Below are 22,704 nucleotides of genomic sequence, written 5' to 3'. Positions count from 1 at the left end.
CAGGACAAAACGTGCAAAATGTTTATCCAGCGGGATGCGGAGAGGGGAGATTATATGGAGCGGCGCCGAAAAAAGACGCGTGCGGCAATTCTTGCCGCATTTCATGAGCTTCTCGCATGCAAGCGATATGAAAACATTACGGTCCAGGATATCATTGATGCCGCGGATGTTGGGCGCAGCACCTTTTACACGCATTTCGAGACGAAGGATATGCTCCTGCGCGCGATGTGCGAGGACATGTTTTCCCATGTGCTCGAGGATGTCTCGGACGAGGGAAGCCATGACTTCTCCCACGACCCGGACAATCCCGCGATGATCATCTCACACATGCTCTATCATATGCAGGATCAGCAGAAAAATATACGCAGTCTCCTGACCTGCGAGAGCAGGGACCTATTCCTCCGTTATTTCAGGGAAAAGCTGAGTGAGACACTAACCGCACGCGGGCATGCATTTCTGCACGATCATGCGCTCCCTGACGACTTCCTCATCAGCCACATTACGGGCAGCTTCGTGTTGATGGTGGAATGGTGGATGCGCGGCAGATACGCGCGAACGCCGGAGGAGATGACGGAAATGTATGCGGCGGTTATTGCACCGATTTTTCGCGGATCGGACCGAACATTAAAATGAAAAAATGCTGAAAGCATGATCAATATCTTGCAGGAAATTCGGTCTGTTTATCGAATAAATATAGATAATATAAATATAAAGAAGAGAAAAGGAAAGACAAGAGCAAGATGGAAAGAATATCCGGCAAGCAGGCAGTAATGCGGCAAGATGTGCGGCTGTACGGTGCGCCTGCACGGCTTGTCCTGTCATATATGTTGGGGATACCGCCCGGTATCTTCGAGGGGAGAAGTACCTATGAAAAAAACAGAGTGCTTGGCAATGATTTTGGCAGGCGGCCAGGGCAGCCGCTTGGGCGCGCTCACAAAGCGGGTGGCAAAGCCGGCGGTTCCGTTCGGGGGGAAATACCGCATCATTGATTTTCCGCTCAGCAACTGCGTCAATTCCGGCATCGAGAAGGTCGGCGTGCTGACGCAGTACCGTCCGCTGGAGCTGAACCAATACCTCGGTTCGGGCAGCGCATGGGATCTTGATAAACGTGACGGAGGGCTGTTCGTTCTGCCTCCGTACGCGCAGGAGAAGGGAGCCGAATGGTATCGCGGTACGGCAGATGCGATTTACCAGAATCTCAACTTCATCGACATGGCGGATCCCGCGTACGTGCTGATCCTCTCGGGGGATCACATCTATACGATGGACTATGCGTGGATGCTCGAACACCACAAGAAGAACAAGGCACAGGCGACGATCGGCGTGTTCGAGGTTCCTTGGGATGAGGCACCGCGATTCGGCATTATGAACACGGACGAGAGCGGACGGATTGTCGAGTTTGAGGAGAAACCGGCAAAGCCGAAGAGCAATCTTGCCTCCATGGGCATCTATATATTCAACCGCGACTATCTTGCGGAGTATCTCACAGCAGATGCGAGGAGTGAGACGTCCAGCCACGACTTCGGCAAGGACATCATTCCGAAGATGCTCGCCGATGAAGGGCGCCTTTACTCCTATGCGTTCAGCGGCTACTGGAAAGATGTCGGAACGATCGAGAGCCTTTGGCAGGCAAATATGGATCTCCTGCAGGATGAGCCGCCGTTTGAGCTCTCCGGCAAGTGGCGCATTTACTCGTTCAACCCCTCGATGCCGCCGCAGTTTGTCGGAAAGGATGCGCGGGTTGTGCGCTCGATGATCAGCGAGGGAACGATGATCCTCGGCACCGTCGAGAACTCTGTGATCTTCCCCGGGGTTCGCGTGGGAAAGGGGGCCGTTGTGCGCAACTCCGTTCTGCTTCCGTCCGCCGTCGTAGGCGACGGTGCAATGGTTGACTATGCGATTCTCGCGCAGCACGCTGTCATGGAGGAGGGAGCACGGGTCATCGGCGAGGAGACGCAGATCACGGTCATTCCCGAGGGGGAGACCGTGAGTGCCGCATCGACCGCGCAGCGCGTCGGCTGATCAGTCCGAAGAGAACGGAGTGAAGATACCATGAATACCGTAATGGGACTCATCAACCTGCACGAAGACGGGAGCTTCATTCGTGAACTCGCCGATCGGCGTGCGGTTGAATCCATTCCCTTTGCCGGGCGGTATCGGCTGATTGACTTTGCACTTTCGAGCATGGTCAACTCCGGAGTGAGCAAGGTGGGGGTTATGCTGCCCGATGAGCCGCGCTCCGTGCTTGATCACCTGCGCTCCGGAAAGGACTGGGATCTGGCGCGTCGTCATGACGGCCTGTTCTACCTGCCTGCGGTGCATGAAGATCCGCAGCGGCGCACGGGGGATCTCAAGAATTTCTATCACAACCTGGACTTCATCGAGCATGCGTCCTCGCGCTATATTCTGCTGACGAACGGCAGCTTCGTCTACAACGTGGACTTTGATAAAATCCTGCGCTTCCATCAGAATACGGGCGCAGACATCACCCTCGTATCGCATACGACGATTGACGAGAATACGGGCAACAACATTGTGCTGGAGACGGCAGAGAACGGCTTGGTGCTGGACATATCCGAGAAGCCTGTGGCCTATCACGGCATGAAGGTATCCATGGGCATCTATCTGATGGACAAGCGCATCTTTGTTGAGACGGTGCGGCATGCCTATGAGCGCGGCGGCCGGGATTTTGTCCTCGACGGGATCATCCGGCGCGCGGCGGAGTATACGATGTTCGCCCATGAGCACAACGGATACACGGCGCATGTGGATTCCATGTCCACCTACTACCGTGCGACAATGGAGATCCTCGATCCGGAGGTCTGGCAGGAGCTCTTTATGGGCGATCGCCCGATCTACACAAAGGTTAAGGACGGCGTGCCGGTGCAGTACAAGGAAACGGCCAAGGTCGCGAACTCCCTGATCGCGAACGGCTGCATTGTACGCGGTGAGGTGGAGAACAGCGTCCTGTTCCGCGGGGTGAAGGTAGGCAGGGACGTGAAGATCCGCAACTCGATCATCATGCAGAGATGCGAGATTCAGGACGGCGCGCTCGTCGAGAATGTCATCTGTGACAAGAACGTTGTTATTACAGCGGAGAAATGGCTGAAGGGAGCTCCGGAGTATCCGCTCGTGATCAAGAAGAATATAACGATTTGACGCAGCGTCGTTTGAACTGCCGTTAGCGGTTCCTTATACAGTCCAGCCGCATGGACGGGAAGAGCTAACGGCTTCTTGTTTCTTCACTTCCATGGGGATTGCTGCTGTATGCAGGAAGTTACGTCCGGGGGAACGCTTGGAAAAGGAGTGGACGATTTGGCACAGAAGGATCAGGTCATGAGGCCGACAGGGAAAGCCCTTGAGACAATGAAGAAGATCTTGAGGAGCCGCTTCATAACGACGGCGCATGTCATGTTTGGGCGCGAAGTAGAAAATCTGACGGAGATTGAGATCTACAAGACGATCGCGGCAACGGCCAAGCAGTCCATCTCGGACAACTGGATCAAGACAAACAGGCAGTATGCGGAGCGCCAGGAGAAGCAGATCTACTACTTTTCCATTGAGTTCCTGCTGGGCAGACTCCTGAAATCCAACCTCATCAATCTCGGCATCGAAGAAGCGCTGAAGGATGTGCTCAAGGACTTTAATCTGAACCTCTCCGATGCCTATGAGGTGGAGCCGGATGCGGGGCTCGGCAACGGCGGCCTCGGCCGTCTTGCGGCGTGCTTCATCGACTCGCTCGCAGCACACCGCCTGCCCGGACACGGATGCACGATCCGCTATCAGTACGGACTTTTCGAGCAGAAGATCGTCGGCGACAACCAGGTTGAGATTCCGGACAACTGGCTGCGCGACGGCTTTGCATGGGAATACCGCAAGCCGGATAAGTCTGTGGATGTCAAATTCGGCGGCAATGCCTATATGCGCGATGCGGGGGGGCGGCTCGAGCTTGTTCATGAGAATCCGATGATCGTCATGGCGGTGCCGTATGATATGCCGATTGTCGGCTATCACAATGCGACGGTCAATACGCTGCGCATGTGGAACGCTGAGGTCAATCGCGACTTTTCCGACTATGGGCTGCTGACGCAGGAGGAAATTCAGCAGCGCAATGACTACCGCAGCTTTGTCGAGTCGATTACGCGCTACCTCTATCCGGATGACAGCACGTTCGAAGGGCGCCGCATGCGCCTCATTCAGGAGTACTTCTTCGTATCGGCAGGCGTGCAGAGCATTGTCCGCAACTACAAGCAGAACGGGATGGGGATCTACGATCTCGGCAGAAAGATCGGCATCCACATCAACGATACGCACCCCGCGCTCTGCGTAGCGGAGCTCATGCGCATTCTCGTCGACGAGGAGTCTCTGACGTGGGAGGACGCATGGGCGATCACGCGCGACACGATTGCGTATACGAACCACACAATCATGCCGGAGGCACTCGAGACGTGGAGCATTGAGATGTTCCAGCCGCTGCTTCCGCGCATCTATATGATCATCGATGAAATCAACCGCCGTCATCTTGAGGAAGTACGCCGCCGTTATCCCGGCAATGAGGACAAGGTGCGCGCGCTTTCGATCATTCAGGACGGCGTTATTCACATGGCACGCCTTTCGATTGTCGGCGGACACAGCGTCAACGGCGTGGCAAAGATCCATACGGGAATTCTAAAGTCCACGACACTCAAGGATTTCTACGACTATACGCCGCGCAAATTTAACAATAAGACCAACGGCATCACGCATCGCCGCTGGCTGATGAGCGCAAATCCGGAACTTGCTGCGCTGATCGACGATATTCTCGGCAGTCATAAATGGCATCGGCACCCGGAGCAGATGGACGGTCTGCATGATCATGTTGAGGACAAGAACTTCCTCGAGCAGCTCATGAAGATCAAGCATCTGCGCCGTGAGGGACTTGCGCGATACATTGAGCGGCACAACGGCGTGAAGCTGAACCCGGATTCCATGTTCGACATCCAAGTCAAGCGCATCCACTCCTACAAACGGCAGCTGATGAACATTCTGCACATCATGTACCGCTATCATCGGGCGCTCAGCGAACCGTCGTTCCTGACCCAGCCGGTGACCTATTTCTTCGGCGGAAAGGCGGCCCCTGGCTACTATATCGCAAAGGAGACGATTCGCCTCATCAACGTAGTCGCCGACCGCATCAATCAGGATAAGCGCGTCAACGATTTTATGAAGGTCATCTTCATCGAGAACTTCGGCGTCTCGATCGGCGAGCTTGTCTATCCGGCTGCGGATGTCAGCGAGCAGATCTCTACGGCGTCGAAGGAGGCGTCGGGCACGGGCAATATGAAGTTCATGATGAACGGCGCGATCACGCTCGGCACGCTCGATGGGGCGAATGTCGAGATCCGCGATGCGGTCGGCAGCGATCACTGTGTCATCTTCGGGCTCAAGGCGGAAGAGGTCATGAACTACTATGCGTCAGGCGCCTACTCTGCGTGGGATGAGTATCATACGAACGAAAAGGTGCGCACGGTGATGACCCAGCTTGTTGACGGCACCTACGGCGACTTCCGTTCGCTGTATGACTATCTGCTGCACGCGAACGACGAGTTCTTTATACTGAAGGACTTCAATGCGTACGACAACGCGCGCATCGAAGTCATGCGGCGGTTCAAGGACAAGGACGGCTGGGCGCGCACGGCGGCAATGAATGTCGCACACGCCGGCCGCTTTTCCTCGGACCGCACGATTGACGAGTATGCGCGGGATATCTGGAACATCCGACCTGTCATCATCTCGTAGAGGCACCGAGGACAATCATAGGAGGGGATCGTATGAAAACATCAGCGCTCAGTGAGTTTGATCTTTACCTCTTTCATCAGGGTACGAATTATCACGCGCAGGAAATGCTGGGAGCACATTTCGTCGAGCGGGACGGGAAACGCGGTGTTCGCTTTACGGTCTGGGCGCCGAATGCCAAAGAAGTCAGCGTTGTCGGGGAATTCAACGACTGGAATACGCTGGCCGATCCGATGAGCCGCATCGGTGACGGCGAGATCTGGGAGACCTTTGTCGAAGGACTCGGCGAAGGAGAAATCTATAAGTATGCGATTGAGCCGGAGTGGGGCGGGCCCCGCATCATGAAGGCTGACCCCTATGGATTTTATGCGGAGAAGAAACCCCAGACCGCATCCCGCATCTATGATATGAACCACTATGAGTGGAAGGACGCAGCATGGCAGGAGCGCAAGGCACGCGAAGTCTCATACGATCACCCGATGCTCACCTACGAGGTGCATGCGGGATCGTGGCGCCGCTCGCTCGATGGAGAGTATCTCTCCTATCGCGATCTTGCCGACCAGCTCATCGCCTATGTCAAAGACATGCACTATACCCACATCGAGTTCATGCCTTTGTGCGAGCATCCCTATGACGGTTCCTGGGGGTATCAGGCGACGGGCTATTTCGCCGTGACGAGCCGCTACGGAACACCTGATGATTTCCGCTATCTTATCGATACGGCGCACCAGAACGGCATCGGCATCATCATGGACTGGGTGCCCGGGCATTTCTGCAAGGACGAGCAGGGGCTGCGCCATTTCGACGGCAAGAATCTCTATGAGTCCGACAACGAAATGCGCGCGGAGAACTGGGAGTGGGGAACGACCAATTTTGACTACGGACGCACGGAAGTGCAGAGTTTCCTCATCTCGAACGCGCTGTTCTGGTTCGAGGAGTTCCACATTGACGGGCTGCGCATTGACGCGGTTGCAAATATGCTCTATCTCAACTACGGACGCAAGGACGGCGAGTGGCAGCCGAACAAATACGGCGATACGGGAAACCTCGAGGCGATGGATTTCCTCAAGAAGCTCAACGAGACAATTTTTAAATATCATCCGCATGCGCTTATGATTGCCGAGGAGTCCACCTCATGGCCGCTGATCTCCAAGCCTGTCTACATGGGCGGCATGGGGTTCAACTACAAGTGGAACATGGGCTGGATGAACGACATACTCGCCTATATGAGCCTCGACCCGATCTATCGCAAGTGGAACCAGGACAAGATTACGTTCTCCTTGATGTACGCATTCTCCGAGAATTTTGTCCTCCCGCTCTCGCATGACGAGGTCGTGCACGGCAAGAGCTCGCTGATCAGCAAGATGCCGGGCGATTACTGGCAAAAATTTGCGGGGCTCAGAGCCTTCTTCGGCTATTGGATCGCGCACCCGGGCAAAAAGCTGCTTTTCATGGGCGGTGAATTCGGGCATTTCATCGAGTGGAATTTCGATGACAGCATGGATTGGCATCTTGTCGAGCAGTATCCGATGCACGCGAAGATGTTGGCCTATTCGAAGGCACTCAATAAATTCTATGTAGACAACAAGGCCCTCTGGCAGGTGGATTTTGACTGGGGCGGGTTCCAGTGGATTGACTGCAACGACAGTGAGAACAGTATTATTGCGCTTATTCGCCGCGCCGACGATCACAATGACTTCATTGTCTGCGTGCACAACTTTACCCCGGAGGTGCGGCACGGCTACCGCATCGGCGTGCCGACGAAGGGGAGCTATGTCGAGGTGTTCAACTCGGATGAGGAGGCATACGGCGGCAGCGGCGTGCTCAATACGGGAAATATTATCAGCGAGGATTATGCCTTCCACGGGCGCGAGCAGTCTGTCGTCCTCACGATACCGCCGCTTGCCACGACATTCTACCGCTTGAAGCGGCAGAGCGGCGCGGGAACCCCTGTGAGCGAGCTGTCTGCGGCGGCGGATGCAGTCGCAAAAAAAGAATCTGCAGCGGAAAGGCGCGGAGCGGCAGCGGCGGAAAAGGCGGCGCCGAAGCATGCGCCTGCGAAAAAGACAGCACCGAAGAAACGCACAGCAGTGAAAGCGACGACAGAAAAGACCGCAGTGAAGAAGACACCGCGGACGCGCACCGCTGCGAAGAAAGACGAGACTGCGGCGGCTGCCGCAAAAAAGACGGCCCCGAAGAAGGCGCCTAAGCCCGCGGCAAAAGAGACCCGGGAGAAGGCAGAGAAATCCGCAAAGAAGGCGGCAAAGAGAACGGTCAGAAGTTCTGCGAAGGAGACGGCAGGCATAACTCCAACGGCATCCGCCAAGGCGACGAAGTCCGCCGCTGCAGAAAGTACGAAGACAGTGTCGATGACGGCAACAAAGAAAAAGAGCACGCGCAAAACGACGCGGGAAGGCGAAGAAAAACCAAAGAAGGCACGCGCAGGCAAAGCCTAAGCGACGCTGCCCATGCAGGGGAACGGCGAAAACAGCGACCAACCGGAGGATAAGCTCATGGGGCTGATGATTACGGGAGCGGCCGTGGGGAAAAGGAGGATATTGGGATGAAGGTACTATATGTAGCATCGGAGGCAGTTCCTTTTGTTAAGACCGGCGGCCTTGCGGATGTAGCGGGATCGCTCCCCGCCGCGCTCGTTAAGGACGGAGTGGACTGCCGCGTCATTCTGCCGAAGTACGGTGCGATCGCCGAGGATATTCGCAGCTCCATGGAACATATCTATGACGGTATTCTGAATGTTGCTTGGCGGGATAAATTCGTCGGCATCGACAAGTATGTTCTGAACGGCGTCACCTTTTACTTTGTGGACAACGAAGAGTACTTCAACCGCGACGGATTCTACGGCTATCCGGATGATGCAGAGCGATTTTCGTTCTTCAGCCGCGCTGTTCTCAATCTCCTCCCCGCGTTGGATTTCTGGCCGGATATCATCCACTCGAACGACTGGCACGCGGCGCTTGTCAATGTGTTCCTGCGCCTGGAGCATATGGATGATCTGCGCTATACGGGGATCCGGACGCTCTTTACCATTCACAATCTGAAATACCAAGGCGTGTTCCCCAAGGATGTTATGACGGATGTTCTGGGGCTTGACTGGGCGTATTTCAACAACGGCGATTTTGAGTTCTTTGATGCAGTGAACTTTATGAAGGCGGGCATCATTTACGCGGACTATATTTCAACGGTCAGCAAGACCTATGCTGAGGAGATTCAATACGACTACTACGGCGAGCACCTTGACGGACTGCTGCGCAAGCGCCGCGAAGAGCTCTTCGGCATTGTGAACGGGATCGACTACGATGTCTACAACCCGAAGACGGACAAGAATCTTTATGTCAATTACAGCGTAAAGAACGCCGTCGAGGGAAAGAGCGACAACAAAGTACAGCTGCAGCGCGACCTCGGGCTTCCGGAGAACCGTCGCACGCCGATGATCGCGATGGTTACGCGTCTCGTCGCAGATAAAGGGCTGGATCTCGTCGTGCGCGTGCTGGATGAGATCCTCCAGCATGAGAACGCGCAGTTTGTCCTGCTCGGTACGGGCGACCGCGGCTACGAGGACTGGTTCAAGGAACTTGCTTGGCGTTACCCGAACAAGACGTCGATCAACATCCGCTTTTCGAACGAGCTTGCGCAGCGGATCTATGCGGCATCGGATATCTTCCTCATGCCGTCCATGTATGAGCCGTGCGGGCTCAGCCAGATCATTGCCATGCGGTACGGATCGATCCCGGTCGTGCGCGAGACCGGCGGTCTGAAGGATACGGTCATCCAGTTCGACCGTTCGGATGTGGATAAGGGGAACGGCTTCCTCTTCTACGAATACAACGCACATGAGATGATGTATGCGCTGAAGCGCGCGCTTGCTGTCTACGGGAATCTGCGCGAATGGCGCCAGCTGGTCTTTACGGCGATGCACAGTGACTTCAGCTGGACGCGCTCGGCAAAAGAGTATGAGACCCTCTATGAGCGACTTTTGCTCGAAAATTGAGGGGCGGGCAGTTGGCGCATGGGTACGCCGGCGAACTTTTCTTGAGCGCGGCGCATTTACACGAAACTGCCGGTGAATTTCATTCACCGGTGGTTTCTGTGCGTTTATTTTTGGGAAAGGGGAGGGGGCTATGTTGGAACCTTATCAGGTGGAGCACAACTCACAGAATATCTATTACCGCTCGATCGTCGGCGCGGCGGAGGCGGGCAGCCGGATACGCCTCGGCATCCGCATCCGCAGCTATGAGCCTGTGCGCCAAGTGCTGGTGCGTCTGTGGCAGGATCGGACGGGGGAACGCTTGATTCCCCTTGAGACGAAGGATACGGGGGGAGAGCAGCGCTTCTATACCTGCTGGTTCGAGCTGCCGGATTACGGCTGTCTGCTTTGGTATTACTTCATCATCACGATGGCGGACGAGACCTGTTTTTACGGGAACAACGAGGAGATGCTGGGCGGTGTCGGCACCCTGAGCAATACGGCGCCCGCATCCTATCAGATCACAATCTACAATAAGGGCGCGCACACCCCCGACTGGTTCAAAAACGCCGTCATGTACCAGATCTTTCCGGATCGCTTCGCACGCTCGGGTGATACAATCGTACGCAAAAAGGGCGCGGTTATCCGTACGGATTGGACAGACGATCCCATGTATCTGAAGGACCCCGATACAAAGGAGATCATCGCGTATGATTTCTTCGGCGGCAACCTGCGCGGGGTTATGGAAAAGCTGGACTATCTGCAGGATCTCGGGATTTCGTGCATCTACTTCAATCCTGTTTTTGAGTCGGAGAGCAACCATCACTACGACACGGGCGATTATCATAAAATTGATCCCATGCTTGGCGATATCGAGGATTTTCGCAGCCTCATCGCGGCTGCCCGGGAGCGCGGCATCCGCATCATTCTCGACGGCGTGTTCAGTCACACGGGCAGCAACAGCATCTACTTCAACCGGCAGCAGCAGTATCATTCGCTCGGTGCCTACCAGTCGAAAGAGTCGCCGTACTACTCGTGGTACCGTTTTCGCAGCTATCCGAATGAGTATGACTGCTGGTGGAACTTTGACACGCTGCCGAACGTCAATGAGACCGATCCCGCCTATATGGACTTCGTCATTACGAGCGAGGACAGCGTGCTCCATCACTGGATGAAGGAGGGCATCGCAGGCTGGCGCCTGGACGTGATCGATGAGCTGCCGCCGACCTTCTCCAAGGCGTTTTTTGCAGAGCTTAAAAAGAGCAACCCGGACGCCGTCATGATCGGCGAGGTCTGGGAGGACGCGTCGAACAAAGTCGCCTATGGGACGCCGCGCGAATATCTCTCGGGCAATGAGATGGACTCGGCGATGAACTATCCGCTGCGCACGATCTGGTTCGACTTCCTCACAGGCGCATCGGACGGACGGCAGACGGCGCGGCGCCTCGCCAGTCAGATCGAGAACTACCCGAGAGAAAATCTCTACGCAATGATGAACCTCATCAGCAGCCACGATGTGCAGCGCGCGATTACCGTGCTTGCCGGCGTTCCCTACTACGAGGGGATGCCGGCGATCGAGCAGTCGCGCGTACGCATGACGCCGGAGCAGTTCGCGCTCGGCTCGCGCCGCCTTCTCATGGCGACGCTCTGGCAGATGACCTATCCCGGCGTGCCCAGTGTCTACTACGGTGATGAGATCGGGATGCAGGGCTTCAAGGACCCCTTCAACCGCAGACCATATGATTGGGAGCACGGCAATAAGGAGATTCGCGGATGGTTCGAGCGTTTCATTGCCATACGAAATGAGAACGACGCGCTGCGCACGGGCGACATTCTGCCGCTTTATGGCACGGGGGATGTTGTCGTCTATGCGCGCACGATCCGTTCAGGCTACGATGTGTTCAACCACGAGAAGGAGGACGGCGTATTCATTGCCGCGTTCAACCGCAGCCTCACGGAGACGCTGAGCATCGAGGCAGATGTAAGCGACTTTGCCTGCGGCGTGTTCGAGGATGCATTCAAACCCTCGCGTACGTATGAGGTCGAGTGCGGACGGCTGCGCATCAAAATCCCGCCGCTGTTCGGGCTCCTCCTGCGCGAGCGCAAAGAGCCGCGCCGCTATGAGCGCAAAGCGGGCGTTCTCCTGCATCCGACTTCCCTTCCGTCGAAGTACGGCGTCGGCGACTTCGGCAGGGAGGCATATCGTTTCCTCGACTTCCTCGCGGAGGCGGGGCAAAAGGTCTGGCAGATCCTGCCGCTCAGCCCCGTTGGATGCAGCTATTCTCCCTATCAGTCCATCTCCGCGTTCGCAGGGAATATCATGTTGATTGATCTTGAGGAACTCGCGGCGCGCGGTTGGCTGACCGAGAGGGATATCTTTCTGCCGTATGAGGCAAATACGGCGTTCATTGACTTCCAGCGCGTGAAGCAGTTTAAGAAAAATATGCTCGAGAAGGCATTCCGCGTCTTTCGCAGGACAAGCGCGGAGGATGCGGACTATCGTGCCTTTTGCGAACAGGAAGCATACTGGCTCGACGACTACGCCCTTTTTCACGCGGCAAAGAAGGAGTATGGACGGACGGCGTGGATGGAGTGGCCGGAGGAGATCAAGCAGCGCGATCCCGAGGCACTGAAAGCGCTTGCTGAGCGGCAGCGGGACGAGGTGGAACTCGATCGATTCAAGCAATATGTCTTCCATGTCCAGTGGAACCGTCTGCATGACTATGCACGCAGGAAGGGCATTGAAGTTCTCGGCGACATGCCGATCTTCGTTGCGCAGGACAGCGCGGATGCATGGGCGCATCAGCAGCTCTTTGACCTGAATGAGGACGGAACGGCGCGTACCGTGGCAGGCGTTCCGCCCGATTACTTTGCAGCAAATGGGCAGCTGTGGGGGAATCCGCAGTACAACTGGGACGCGATGGCAGCAGAAAACTACGCATGGTGGAAACGGCGCTTCCAAAAGCTGCGCGAGCAGGTCGATATTATCCGCATTGACCATTTCCGTGCATTTGAGTCCTACTGGTCTGTGGACGGCAAGGCGGAGACTGCGATCAACGGGCGCTGGGTCAAGGGACCCGGTATACATTTCTTCGATGCGATTGAGCGCGAACTCGGAACGCTCGACATTGTCGCTGAGGATCTCGGCGTCATCACGAATGATGTCGAGCGGCTGCGCGATGACTGCGGCTTTCCGGGGATGAAGATCATTCACTTCATGCTCGCACCGAACGAATCAGGGCGCGTCGGCTTTACTGCGCCCGAGAACAGCATCGTCTACACGGGTACGCACGACAACAATACGACCGTCGGTTGGTTCACGCGTGATATTGACGAGGTGCTGCGCGAGACGCTTGCGAATCTCACGGGCACAACCTCTGATCGCCCGAAGACCATCTGCAAGCGTCTCATCAAGATGGCATATGCCTCGCGCGCACGCATGGCGATCATCCCCATGCAGGACCTTCTGGCACTCGATGAGCGCGCGCGCATGAACACGCCGGGCACCGTCGGCATCAACTGGCGCTGGAGCCTAAAGAAGGACTATCTCCTCGAACTCGATCCGAAAAAGCTGAAGGCGCTCTGCATTCGGTACCATCGGTGAGCAGCGCGGAACCATGGCGCTCGGAGCAAGAGGGGAAAGGGGAAGAGGACCTGCCGCACTTGCTGCGCGCAGGTCCTCTTCTTTGCCTTTTTCCGTATTTTGTGGTATCCTAAAGGGGATTTTGTAGGGAGGAAGAACTATGGCAGAGTACACATATACCGTCGAGAAGACGTGTCCGATCTGTGGAGAAAAGACGCACGTGACGAAGCTGAAGTCTCGTCTCATCACGCTTGAGACGGACGAGGATTTCTGCGTACATTATCAGGGCGTCAATCCCTATCGCTACCGCGTTTGGATGTGCGAGCACTGCGGATTTGCTGCCGATGAAAAGCAGTTCACGGAGGAGCCGATCAGTACGCACGATAGGGAAAAGATCAAGGAGATGCTCGAAGGGCACAAGATCAATCTGCCATATACAGAAGAGCGCACGGCAGAGGAAGCGATCCGTGCCTATAAGCTCGGCATCTACTTTGCCGAGCGCCTTGGCTGGTCGCTTCAAAAGCAGGCGGGCTACTGCATGGGTATGGCATGGGTCTACCGCGATACGGAGGAGAGAGACAAGGAGGCGGAAATGCTGCGCCGCGCCGCCGAACTCTACGAGGAATCCGTGATGACGGAACACTATCCGGTCCATGGCATGAGCGAGAACATGGCGATCTACATTGCAGGCGCGGCTTATTATCGCCTGGGCGACTATGGGAAAGCGACGCAGATACTCTCTCGCCTCATGAGCGATCAGGAAGTGCGCAGAAACGATGCAAAGCTCTTTGCACGCGTGCAGAACCTCTGGATTGATCTGCGCGAAAAGAAAGCAGAAATGGAAAAGGCAGGAAAATAATGGTCATTGATATCCCTGCGCATGTTGTTGAGCAGGTGCAGAACATCGATTGGAGCAGCCTCCGGGAGGCCGTGCAGGATTATGGTCCCGCGCTGACGGTCCTGCGCGATACGTGGGACCGCGAGACGCTGGCTCAGATCGCTGAGGGGCATCTTTTCGTACGCGACGCCGTGCTGAATGATGCGATTGCCCACAACATCGGAACAGAGGGCACCATACGCGGGATAGAACTCACATCACATGAGAATGGGCGCCTCGATATCGTCTGTACGACAACAAAAAAATACAAGAAAATCGAGCTCTCAGGCACCATCGAAGAATTTGTTCACGATGGTAAAAAGTCCTATGCTGTCTATCGCGTTCGAAAGAAGAAAGTGCCGGACCACGGGCTTGTATCGTGGATATTTTCCCGCATCTCGCTCTCGATGGTGGAGCGCATGGTTGGGCATCTGGACGTATCCGAGCGTCTGCCCGTGGACATCAAAGGGAATAAGGTGCGCGTCGATTTTCGCGGTGTACTTGCCGCGTCGAAGCTCGGACAGACCGAGTTTCGCGGGCATCGTCTGATGGATATGGTCGAGATTGAGGGGGCCCAGGTACGCGAGGGCGGCATCATGTTCGATACAAAGCTGAATGTGCCCGATGATGTAAGAGAAGCCCTCAAGGCGATTTTGAAAGAGAAGACCGGCGCCGCGTCAAGCGGCGCGGAAGAAGGAGGAACACATTGAGCACATCCCGCTTGATTCGTACGCTTTGTATGGCGATGCTTGTCATGCTGCTGCTGCCGCAGACAATTGATGCGGCAAAGGCGGAGCCGACAAAAGAGAAGATCATCTTCATCCCGCACGACGGACGCCCGATCTCGAGCAAGCAGACGGCGGATGTTGTCCAGCAGGCCGGCTATGACGTCATTGTGCCGCCGCAGGAACTGCTCGGCAGCCGTGACGACTGGGGACATCCGGACGAACTTTGGGCGTGGGCGCGGGAGAATATGGCGCAGCCCGGGGTAAAGGCTGCGGTCATCTCTTCGGACGCAATGATCTACGGCAGCCTCGTCGGTTCGCGCAAGCACAGCTATACGCGTGAGGAGGTGCTTGCACGGGCGGCTCGGTTTGATGAGCTGCAGCGCGCGCATCCGAAGACGCCGCTCTATGTGTTCGGGTCCATTATGCGCACGCCGCGCTCAGGCGAGGCTTCAGGACATGAGGAGCCGGAGTATTACCGCCGCTACGGCGCGGATATTTTCCGCTATACCGTTCTGCGCGATAAGGAGGAGGTCGAGGGACTCTCCCGCCGCGAGCGCAAGGAATACGCCTTCCTCGGACGTCTGATCCCGAAGGAGGCGCTTGCCGACTGGATGGGACGGCGCGAGAAGAACTATGCGGTCAACGAGTATATGATCGATCTCATGCGCAAGCGCGGCACATTCCGCTATCTCGCGCTCGGACGCGACGACAACGCGCCTTTCTCGCAGACGCATCTTGAGAGCCGTCATCTCACTGAGACGGGTGCAGATCTCGGCAAGACGAGATTTCAGACGATGGCGGGCATCGATGAGATCGCCCTGCTGATGCTGACGCGCGCAGTAAACGAACAACGGCGCGAAGTTCCGTTTGTCTATGCGCGCTACAATTGGGGGCGCGGGCAGGACACAGTGCCTGCCTACTCGGATGAAAAGATCGGAACATCGATCAGTGACGCCGTGACGGCGGCAGGCGGCATGATCGTCCGCGCACCCGAGAAAGCAGATGTCGTGCTCACGGTGAACACGAACCCGGACGGGAAGACCTATGAGGCGAACGCTCTGATGAATGACGGCGAGGAGCGGGACGGTACGAAATATTTCGCCGATATTGTCGCAGACTATGTGGCAAAAGGATATCCTGTGGCCATCGCGGACATCGCCTTTGCGAACGGCTCTGACAACGCGCTCATGGCGGCGCTCCAGCACCGCGGACTCCTCTATAAGATTCGCGCCTATGCCGGATGGAATACACCGACAAACAGCTCTGGTTTTGCCATCGGGCAGGGTATGCTCGTCCGCCATATGGAGCCGGATGCCGTTGACCATCTCCTTACCACGCGCTATCTTGACGACTGGGCATATCAGGCGAATGTGCGCAATACAATTGCGCGCCAGCTCACATGGCTGCGCGGCGATGGCTTCTACGGCAGCCTCGGCACGAAGAAAGATGCTGTTTCCGTGCGTTCGACGCGTATGATGAACCGCTTCATTGAGGAGAATCTGCCGCCGATTGCAGAGATCAATGTCGTTGAGGTGACCTTCCCGTGGAACCGCCTGTTTGAATCGGATATTCTGCCTGATGACCGCGGATTTGCTCATGAATTCCTCGAAAGGAGAAAATGATATGCACGGGAGAGCCCTGATTGCCTTCTTCTCCGCTTCGCCCTCGCGCCGTACGGAGAAAGTTGCGCATAAACTTGCAGATGTAATCGGTGCCGAGCTCTATGAGATTGTGCCCGCCGCTGCGTATTCGAAGGATGATCTCAACTGGAACGACCGCAAAAGCCGCTCGAGCATTGAGATGAACGATCCGAACAGCCGTCCGGAGATTGCGGGGGAGCTGCCGGATCTTTCGGCATACGATACAATTTTCGTCGGCTTTCCGATTTGGTGGTACGTTGCGCCGCATATTATCAACACATTCCTCGAGCATTATGACTTGACGGGCAAGACTGTCGTCCCGTTCGCGACCTCGGGCGGCAGTCCCATGGGACAGACGACGGCGCATCTGCGTCCCTCTGCCAAGGGGGCACAGATGAAGGAAGGCCGCCGCTTTGAGATGGGAGAGACGCCGATGGCCATCAACTCGTGGATCGCAGCGCTCGGAATCTGAAGGCGATGCAGTGAATATGAAAATACGGCTGAGAGCAGCCGTATTTTTGTTATGAGGGCAATACTGCGGAGGTGTTGATTTGTCAGAACGGGGATATGTCTGGATGAAAAAGATTCTTCGCATGAAGAAGCGGCGTCTGTTTTCCCTTTTTATGGTGATCTGCTTCATCGTGGGGATTGGTATTTCCGTATACGATGTCAGCATGAAAAAATGCTCCAACTGGATGAATTTCATCGTGTTTTTTCAAGGCGTTGCACTGCCTGATAAAGCAGATGTCATCAAAGTAGATATCCATGACAGAATAGGAACACCTTTTTCGTTTGCGCTCACATATAGAAGCCGGAATGATATGGAGAAAGAGTTGGAGGGCTACCGTCCTATGCTGGAACGGGAACATTTTGTTATGGAAAAAGGCGATGCGCAGCAATATGTTTTTCACGCGCCCGATCATTTGCTTCATTTTTATCTGAGCAGGAAGGACGATACATATCAAATGAGGATTTCAAATGGAGGATATTAATAAGTTCTTGCGAGCAAATAAAATCCTTCTCTCCGCTGTGATCGTCCTTTTATTTATAGTTTTTTGGAGCGATACATATTATCAGCGGCATCAAGGAGCAGATACGCCGGCACGCGAACTGGCATTGGTCTACGCACTGAATGATCTGAAGGAGATTCAGAATGCACCGATTGTCAGCATCGAGGAAATCGACTTCCTTGGCGGCGATCGAAAGCTTAAAATCAAAGTGCGCGGCGATATGAACGGCGCATTTACAGAGGAGATGATGACGCGGACCGGATGGTATGATGTCCGCAGAGAGAAAGATACCGTTCAGGGAAAACGAGCAGACTGCCTTATTCAGGTTTCGCAGGGCTGGGGGAGTTACGAAATCCTTATTTCTCCATTGTTTTAGGAATGCTGAAATAGTTATGCATCGAATCTGTTTGCGGTATTTCACTTATATTTTATGATAGCGATATAGGATTAGCTTGTTGGACAACAGGGGATAATTCTTTTATGGCGGGGACCGCTGTATTTGATATTTAGTAAGGGGATTTTATGAAACGAAGGAATTTTATTTTTGGTGCGCTGGCGGGGATCGGTGCGCTTGCCGGCGGCGCCGGGCTCTTTGTGCGACAGGAGAAGTTCGGGCGTGCGCCTTCGGGAGCGCGCCTTGAGCGGATCAAGGCGTCGCCGCATTATGTGAACGGGCAATTCGTTTGCCTTGAGCCGGTCGAGGTGATGACGGAGGATCTGCCTGACGAGGAGAAGCCGAACCGGATCGAGACGCTCTATCGCGTGCTCTTCGGCGGCGATGACGGGCGTGTGCCGAAGGAGGCCATCCCAAGCAATAAAACGGATCTGCACGCGATTCCGCGCGAGCGGGATGTTGTGATATGGATGGGGCATTCGACGTTCTATCTGCAGGTCGGCGGGCGCCGTATTCTCGTCGATCCCGTATTTTCGGCATACGGTTCGCCGATCTTTTTCATCAACCGCGCGTTTCGCGGGAGCAATGTCTATACGTCCGCGGATATCCCGGAACTCGATGTGCTGCTCATGACGCACGATCACTGGGATCATCTCGACTATGATACGGTGATGGGGGTGAAGCCAAAGGTGAAGGAGGTCATCTGCCCGCTCGGCGTCGGCGAGTTTTTTGAGCAGTGGGGCTTTGATCTCGCGCACCTGCACGAGGAGGACTGGGACACTGACATTGCGCTGGCTGATGATTTTCACATCCACATTTTGCCGTCGCAGCATTTTTCGGGACGTTTTCTGACGCGCAATAATACGCAGTGGTGCGGCTTTGCCGTTATAACGCCGGAGCGCCGCGTCTACATCAGCGGTGACGGCGGCTATGGAAAGCATTTCAAGGACATCGGCGCACGCTTTGACGGCTTTGATCTCGCGATGATGGAGAACGGACAGTATAATATGCAGTGGCACGCAATACACATGCTCCCGAACGAGACAGCGCAGGCAGCGGAGGATGTCCGTACGCGTTTGATGCTGCCCGCGCACGGCGGAAAGTTTGCGCTTGCTTTGCACACGTGGCAGGAGCCCTATGCAGAACTCCTGAAGGAGAGTGCGGGACGCCCCTACCGGATGGTTACGCCGCGCATCGGGGAGATGGTCGATATGGATAGCCCCGCAGACTTCCCCCGTTGGTGGGAGGGGATGGCATAGAAACATATTACATTCTGATGAAAGATGAATCCGCGCCTAATACGACGCGGATTTTTGGCCGATAAAATAGATATGGAGGAGTGATAAAGGTGATTTCACCCAAGATTCGATTCCCCGTCATCTTCATTATGATCTTTAGTGCCGCGATTTTTGCGGCGCTCTATTTCGCAACAATCGGGCGCATGGAGAAGGCGGATGCCGCGGAAAGCATTAAGCTCTACTGCGATGCTTTTGTGCGGCAGGATGAGGCGGCTCAGAAACAGCTTGTCTCATACGGTGCGTCAACGGATTCGTTCAATATGAAAATGGCATTTTCAAATGCGCTGCAGACCTCGGGGGCGATGCTCACACCGGAAGAGGCAGCGGAGATCGGCGATGCTTATCTGGAGTCTCTGCGGAGCGCGACGGTGGAGACTGCTGTTTCTGAGCAGGGGAAGGAACAGGCGATGGTCGAGGTGACGGTGACGCGGTTCAATATGACGGCGGCACGGGAAAAGGCATCGGCGCTCTTTCGCCAGCGGATGAAGCTGGATGCCTCGCCGGAGGAGCTGCGCCGCATAGCAGTAGAGGCAACGGCAGAGGTGTATCGCGAGCTGCAGCCTATGGGAACGGTGACATTCTATGTGCCCGTACGCTATAACGAGAAAACACGAATCTGGGATCCTGCCGATCCCATGCAATTCGGCTTTGATTTGTCAAAACAGACGATGGGAGTTGAGTGACGATGGCAGATGCTGATTGGACAGAGACGGACCGCGTGACTGCAGAGGGAAATCCGAGGCGTCCTGAGGGAGCGGCCGGACGCGCAATGCTCGCCCGCATGAATGAAAGCCATGCGCGGCTCGTCGACTGGGGACTCGCGCAGATCACCCTCCATGCGGGTGATATCGTGCTCGATATCGGCTGCGGCGGCGGGAATACTCTCGCACGGATGGCGGAGTGTGTGACGCAGGGGCATCTCGTCGGCATCGACTATGCGGAGACCTCGGTGGAGGCTTCGCGCGCGTTCAATGCACCTCTCATTGAGGCGGGGCGGATGGAGATTCTGCACGCGTCGGTCGAGGCGCTGCCGTTCGATGACGTACATTTTGACGAGATCGTCACGGTGGAGAGCTTTTATTTCTGGCCGAATCCCGCCGAAAGCTTGAAAGAGGTCGCTCGTGTGCTGAAGCCGGGCGGCACGTTCCTCCTGCTTGCAGAGGTCTATGGGCGGGACGATCTGCCGCAGAGCATACGTGAGAAGATCGCCGGCTATCAACTGACAAATCCGACGCCTGAGGAGTTTGAGCGGCTCTTCCGTGCGGCGGGATTCCAAGAAGTTCATATGCATTTCAAGGAAGGCGAATACTGGATCGCTGTCTGCGGAATGAGATAATAAAAAAAAGACTGCATGCACAGTCTTTTTTTATGTCGTTAGTTCTGTTGTTCCTGGACGAAGCGGATAAATTCATCCGTTTCTTCCTGTCCGTTCAGCTTTGCCGTATACATCTGATTGCCCATCTGCGGCCACATCATCTCGGGCATGCGCTCGCACATAACGATCTGTCCTGCGTAGCGGCGCAGGATATCCTCGTGCGTGCGGACATAGCGATGGAAGTCGCGGCGGCTCGCATAGGCGCAGTAGCAGTGCTCGCTGCGATCGGGGAGAACGCGGCGGTTCTCCGTAATCATATCGGCCCAGATCTCATAGACATCGGTGGAGTGCGCGTAGTTCATCATATCCGTAGTGTAGCCGCCGGCCGGCCGCATGTTGACCTCGAGCCCAACGAAGTCGCCGATATCGCCGAGCCCCGGCTTTGCCCTTGTCAGCCGGAAGAACTCGAAATGAACGAAGCGGCTGTGCACATGGAATGCTTTGAGTGTGGCGCGCCCCGCCTTCTTCAGCGCGTCGGGCACGCGATCCGTTGTATAGTAGGAGAGATCGAGCTGATAGAGCACGATGTCCATAACAGACGGCGGCCAGACGGTCATAGACTCAAAGATCGGGTTGGCATCCGCATCCACGATGGCATCGTAGGAGCATATATCGCCTGTGACAAACTCCTCCATGACGTAGGGCACCGTTGGTTTGGATGCGTAGAAATGACAGAGTTCGTCATGATTGTCGATGCGGTAAGTGTCCGTCGCACCGACGCCCGTGTCGGGTTTAACGATGACGGGATAGCCGACCGCGGCGAGGAACTCCTCGGCAGCGGCAAGCGTTGTCACTTTTGAGAGGCGTGCCGTCGGGATGCCTGCCTTCTTGTAAAAGGGCTTCATGGCGGATTTATTTTTGATGTGCTCCATGTCACTGCTTTGCCAGCCCGTACGGATATTGAAATCCGTACGCAGATGCGCATCGCTCTCGAGCCAGTATTCGTTGTTGGATTCGAGCCAGTCGATGCGCCCATATTTGAAGGTGAAGAACGCGACGGCACGCATCATCTGATCGTAATCGGCCAGCGAGGGGACGAAGTAGTATTCGGTCAGCGACTCGCGCACCTCGTGTGCGAGCTGATCATAGGGCGTGTCACCGATGCCGAGGACGTTGACGCCCTTTTTCTTCAGACGGTCGCAGAAATTCCAATAGACGCGCGGGAACTGCGGGGATACAAAGACAAAGTTCATGATCGTACCTCATAGGTTATGTCTGCTCGCGCAGAACGAAGGGGAGGAAATAAGCGAACTGCTTCTTCCACCAGTCCCAGTCATGATCGACATCATAGCCCCAGAAATCCACCCATGCGTGAATATCCTTGCCGTAGAGCACGTCGCCCATGAGCGCCGTCGTGCGGCGTCCCTCCTCCTCCCAACGGCCCTGTCCGACACAGAGCACGATGCGCCGCTGATTGTAGAGGTCGATATAGGGGTGATCGCCGGGCATGTTCGCGAGAAAGTCAAGCGGAGAATTGTCGTAAAGTGTGTCGTTCATCCAGCCGTCGGTGAAGAATTTTGCGTCGTAGACGCCCGAGAGAGCGAGCACGCCGTCAAAGAGATCGGGACGGCGGAAGAATGCGATGGCTGCATGCAGACCGCCGAGGCTGCATCCGGCGGCAATGGGCAGACGTTTGCTCGTATTCTCTGTGCGTATGAAGGGGATGACCTCGTCGATGATGTAGCCGTAGTACTGTTCCTGCCGCTGTGCGCGCCACGTTTTGTCGCCCCAGATATTGGACCATGTCTCCGTGTCGACCGTATCCACGCAAAAGAGCTGGATGCGTCCGCGGCGCAAATCCTCCGACAGCAACTCGATCATGCCGAAGTTCTCGAAGTTGTCGCTCATTGCGTCCTGTGTCGGGAAGATGAGCATGGGAACACCGCTCGGCATTCCGTAGACGCGTATATTCATCACGCGGTTCAGCCGCGTACTGTGCCAATTCGCTTCTTTCCAGTTTGTCATGATTGATCTCCCTGAATTTGCATATGACAATATATGTATACTCTATCGAATCCTTTTGTTTTTGTCAATTCAGC

At 55.6% G+C, this 22,704-nt stretch carries 18 protein-coding genes; 16 read left to right on the top strand and 2 right to left on the bottom strand.

Features of this window, described 5'->3' with window-relative positions; translation table 11 throughout:
• Positions 1–54: 54 nt before the first annotated feature.
• The 16 genes from HMPREF7545_RS00420 to HMPREF7545_RS00345 all read left to right on the top strand — a co-directional run bounded on the left by HMPREF7545_RS00420 (position 55) and on the right by HMPREF7545_RS00345 (position 20,626).
• Positions 55–633 carry a TetR/AcrR family transcriptional regulator gene (locus HMPREF7545_RS00420; RefSeq protein ID WP_040571062.1) on the top strand — a complete coding sequence of 193 codons (579 nt, stop codon included), beginning with the start codon at positions 55–57 and terminating at the stop codon, positions 631–633.
• 234 nt (positions 634–867) lie between these two features.
• Positions 868–2,022 (top strand): glucose-1-phosphate adenylyltransferase, encoded by a 1,155-nt coding sequence (locus HMPREF7545_RS00415; protein ID WP_006693676.1) that lies wholly within the window; start codon positions 868–870, stop codon positions 2,020–2,022.
• 30 nt (positions 2,023–2,052) lie between these two features.
• The gene (gene glgD, locus HMPREF7545_RS00410; protein ID WP_006693675.1) at positions 2,053–3,159 is read left to right on the top strand and encodes a glucose-1-phosphate adenylyltransferase subunit GlgD; all 1,107 of its coding nucleotides are present in this window, start codon (positions 2,053–2,055) and stop codon (positions 3,157–3,159) included.
• Positions 3,160–3,267: 108 nt separating this feature from the next.
• The gene (locus HMPREF7545_RS00405) at positions 3,268–5,778 is read left to right on the top strand and encodes a glycogen/starch/alpha-glucan phosphorylase (RefSeq protein WP_006693674.1); all 2,511 of its coding nucleotides are present in this window, start codon (positions 3,268–3,270) and stop codon (positions 5,776–5,778) included.
• A gap of 32 nt (positions 5,779–5,810) precedes the next feature.
• Entirely contained in the window at positions 5,811–8,231 is a 2,421-nt protein-coding gene (gene glgB, locus HMPREF7545_RS00400; protein WP_006693673.1) for a 1,4-alpha-glucan branching protein GlgB, read from the top strand.
• A 107-nt stretch (positions 8,232–8,338) separates the two neighbouring features.
• Positions 8,339–9,784: a glycogen synthase GlgA gene (glgA, locus tag HMPREF7545_RS00395; RefSeq protein WP_006693672.1), complete on the top strand. Its 1,446-nt coding sequence runs from the start codon at positions 8,339–8,341 to the stop codon at positions 9,782–9,784.
• 130 nt (positions 9,785–9,914) lie between these two features.
• Entirely contained in the window at positions 9,915–13,364 is a 3,450-nt protein-coding gene (gene malQ, locus HMPREF7545_RS00390) for a 4-alpha-glucanotransferase (RefSeq protein WP_006693671.1), read from the top strand.
• Positions 13,365–13,503: 139 nt separating this feature from the next.
• Positions 13,504–14,202 (top strand): DUF2225 domain-containing protein, encoded by a 699-nt coding sequence (locus HMPREF7545_RS00385; protein WP_006693670.1) that lies wholly within the window; start codon positions 13,504–13,506, stop codon positions 14,200–14,202.
• Positions 14,202–14,930, top strand: a complete 729-nt coding sequence (locus HMPREF7545_RS00380; RefSeq protein ID WP_006693669.1) for a hypothetical protein — start codon at positions 14,202–14,204, stop codon at positions 14,928–14,930. The genes HMPREF7545_RS00385 and HMPREF7545_RS00380 overlap by 1 nt, the downstream gene beginning before the upstream one ends.
• A 35-nt stretch (positions 14,931–14,965) precedes the next feature.
• Complete coding sequence (locus HMPREF7545_RS00375) at positions 14,966–16,570, top strand: DUF4127 family protein (RefSeq protein ID WP_050752673.1); 1,605 nt, start codon at positions 14,966–14,968, stop codon at positions 16,568–16,570.
• Position 16,571: 1 nt separating this feature from the next.
• Positions 16,572–17,060 (top strand): flavodoxin, encoded by a 489-nt coding sequence (locus HMPREF7545_RS00370; protein ID WP_006693667.1) that lies wholly within the window; start codon positions 16,572–16,574, stop codon positions 17,058–17,060.
• 79 nt (positions 17,061–17,139) lie between these two features.
• Positions 17,140–17,580, top strand: coding sequence for a hypothetical protein (locus tag HMPREF7545_RS00365; RefSeq protein WP_155812192.1), 441 nt, complete (start codon positions 17,140–17,142; stop codon positions 17,578–17,580).
• Positions 17,567–17,974: a hypothetical protein gene (locus tag HMPREF7545_RS00360; RefSeq protein ID WP_006693665.1), complete on the top strand. Its 408-nt coding sequence runs from the start codon at positions 17,567–17,569 to the stop codon at positions 17,972–17,974. The genes HMPREF7545_RS00365 and HMPREF7545_RS00360 overlap by 14 nt, the downstream gene beginning before the upstream one ends.
• A gap of 146 nt (positions 17,975–18,120) precedes the next feature.
• A complete protein-coding gene (locus HMPREF7545_RS00355) occupies positions 18,121–19,251 on the top strand; it encodes an MBL fold metallo-hydrolase (protein ID WP_006693664.1) in 1,131 nt (376 codons plus the stop codon).
• Positions 19,252–19,340: 89 nt separating this feature from the next.
• On the top strand, positions 19,341–19,973 hold the full coding sequence (locus HMPREF7545_RS00350) for a hypothetical protein (protein ID WP_006696741.1): 633 nt from the start codon (positions 19,341–19,343) through the stop codon (positions 19,971–19,973).
• Between the two features lie 2 nt (positions 19,974–19,975).
• Positions 19,976–20,626, top strand: coding sequence for a class I SAM-dependent methyltransferase (locus HMPREF7545_RS00345; RefSeq protein WP_006693662.1), 651 nt, complete (start codon positions 19,976–19,978; stop codon positions 20,624–20,626).
• Between the two features lie 38 nt (positions 20,627–20,664).
• Here the strand turns inward: HMPREF7545_RS00345 and HMPREF7545_RS00340 are convergent, their stop codons facing one another.
• A complete protein-coding gene (locus tag HMPREF7545_RS00340; protein ID WP_006693661.1) occupies positions 20,665–21,858 on the bottom strand; it encodes an ATP-grasp domain-containing protein in 1,194 nt (397 codons plus the stop codon).
• A gap of 16 nt (positions 21,859–21,874) precedes the next feature.
• On the bottom strand, positions 21,875–22,630 hold the full coding sequence (locus HMPREF7545_RS00335) for an esterase family protein (RefSeq protein WP_006693660.1): 756 nt from the start codon (positions 22,628–22,630) through the stop codon (positions 21,875–21,877).
• Between the last annotated feature and the right edge of the window lie 74 nt (positions 22,631–22,704).

Origin of the sequence: Centipeda noxia ATCC 43541 (assembly GCF_000160555.1) — a bacterium.
In the GTDB taxonomy this organism is placed as follows: Bacteria; Bacillota; Negativicutes; order Selenomonadales; family Selenomonadaceae; genus Centipeda; species Centipeda noxia.
This window is presented reverse-complemented; position numbering and strand designations above follow the sequence as displayed.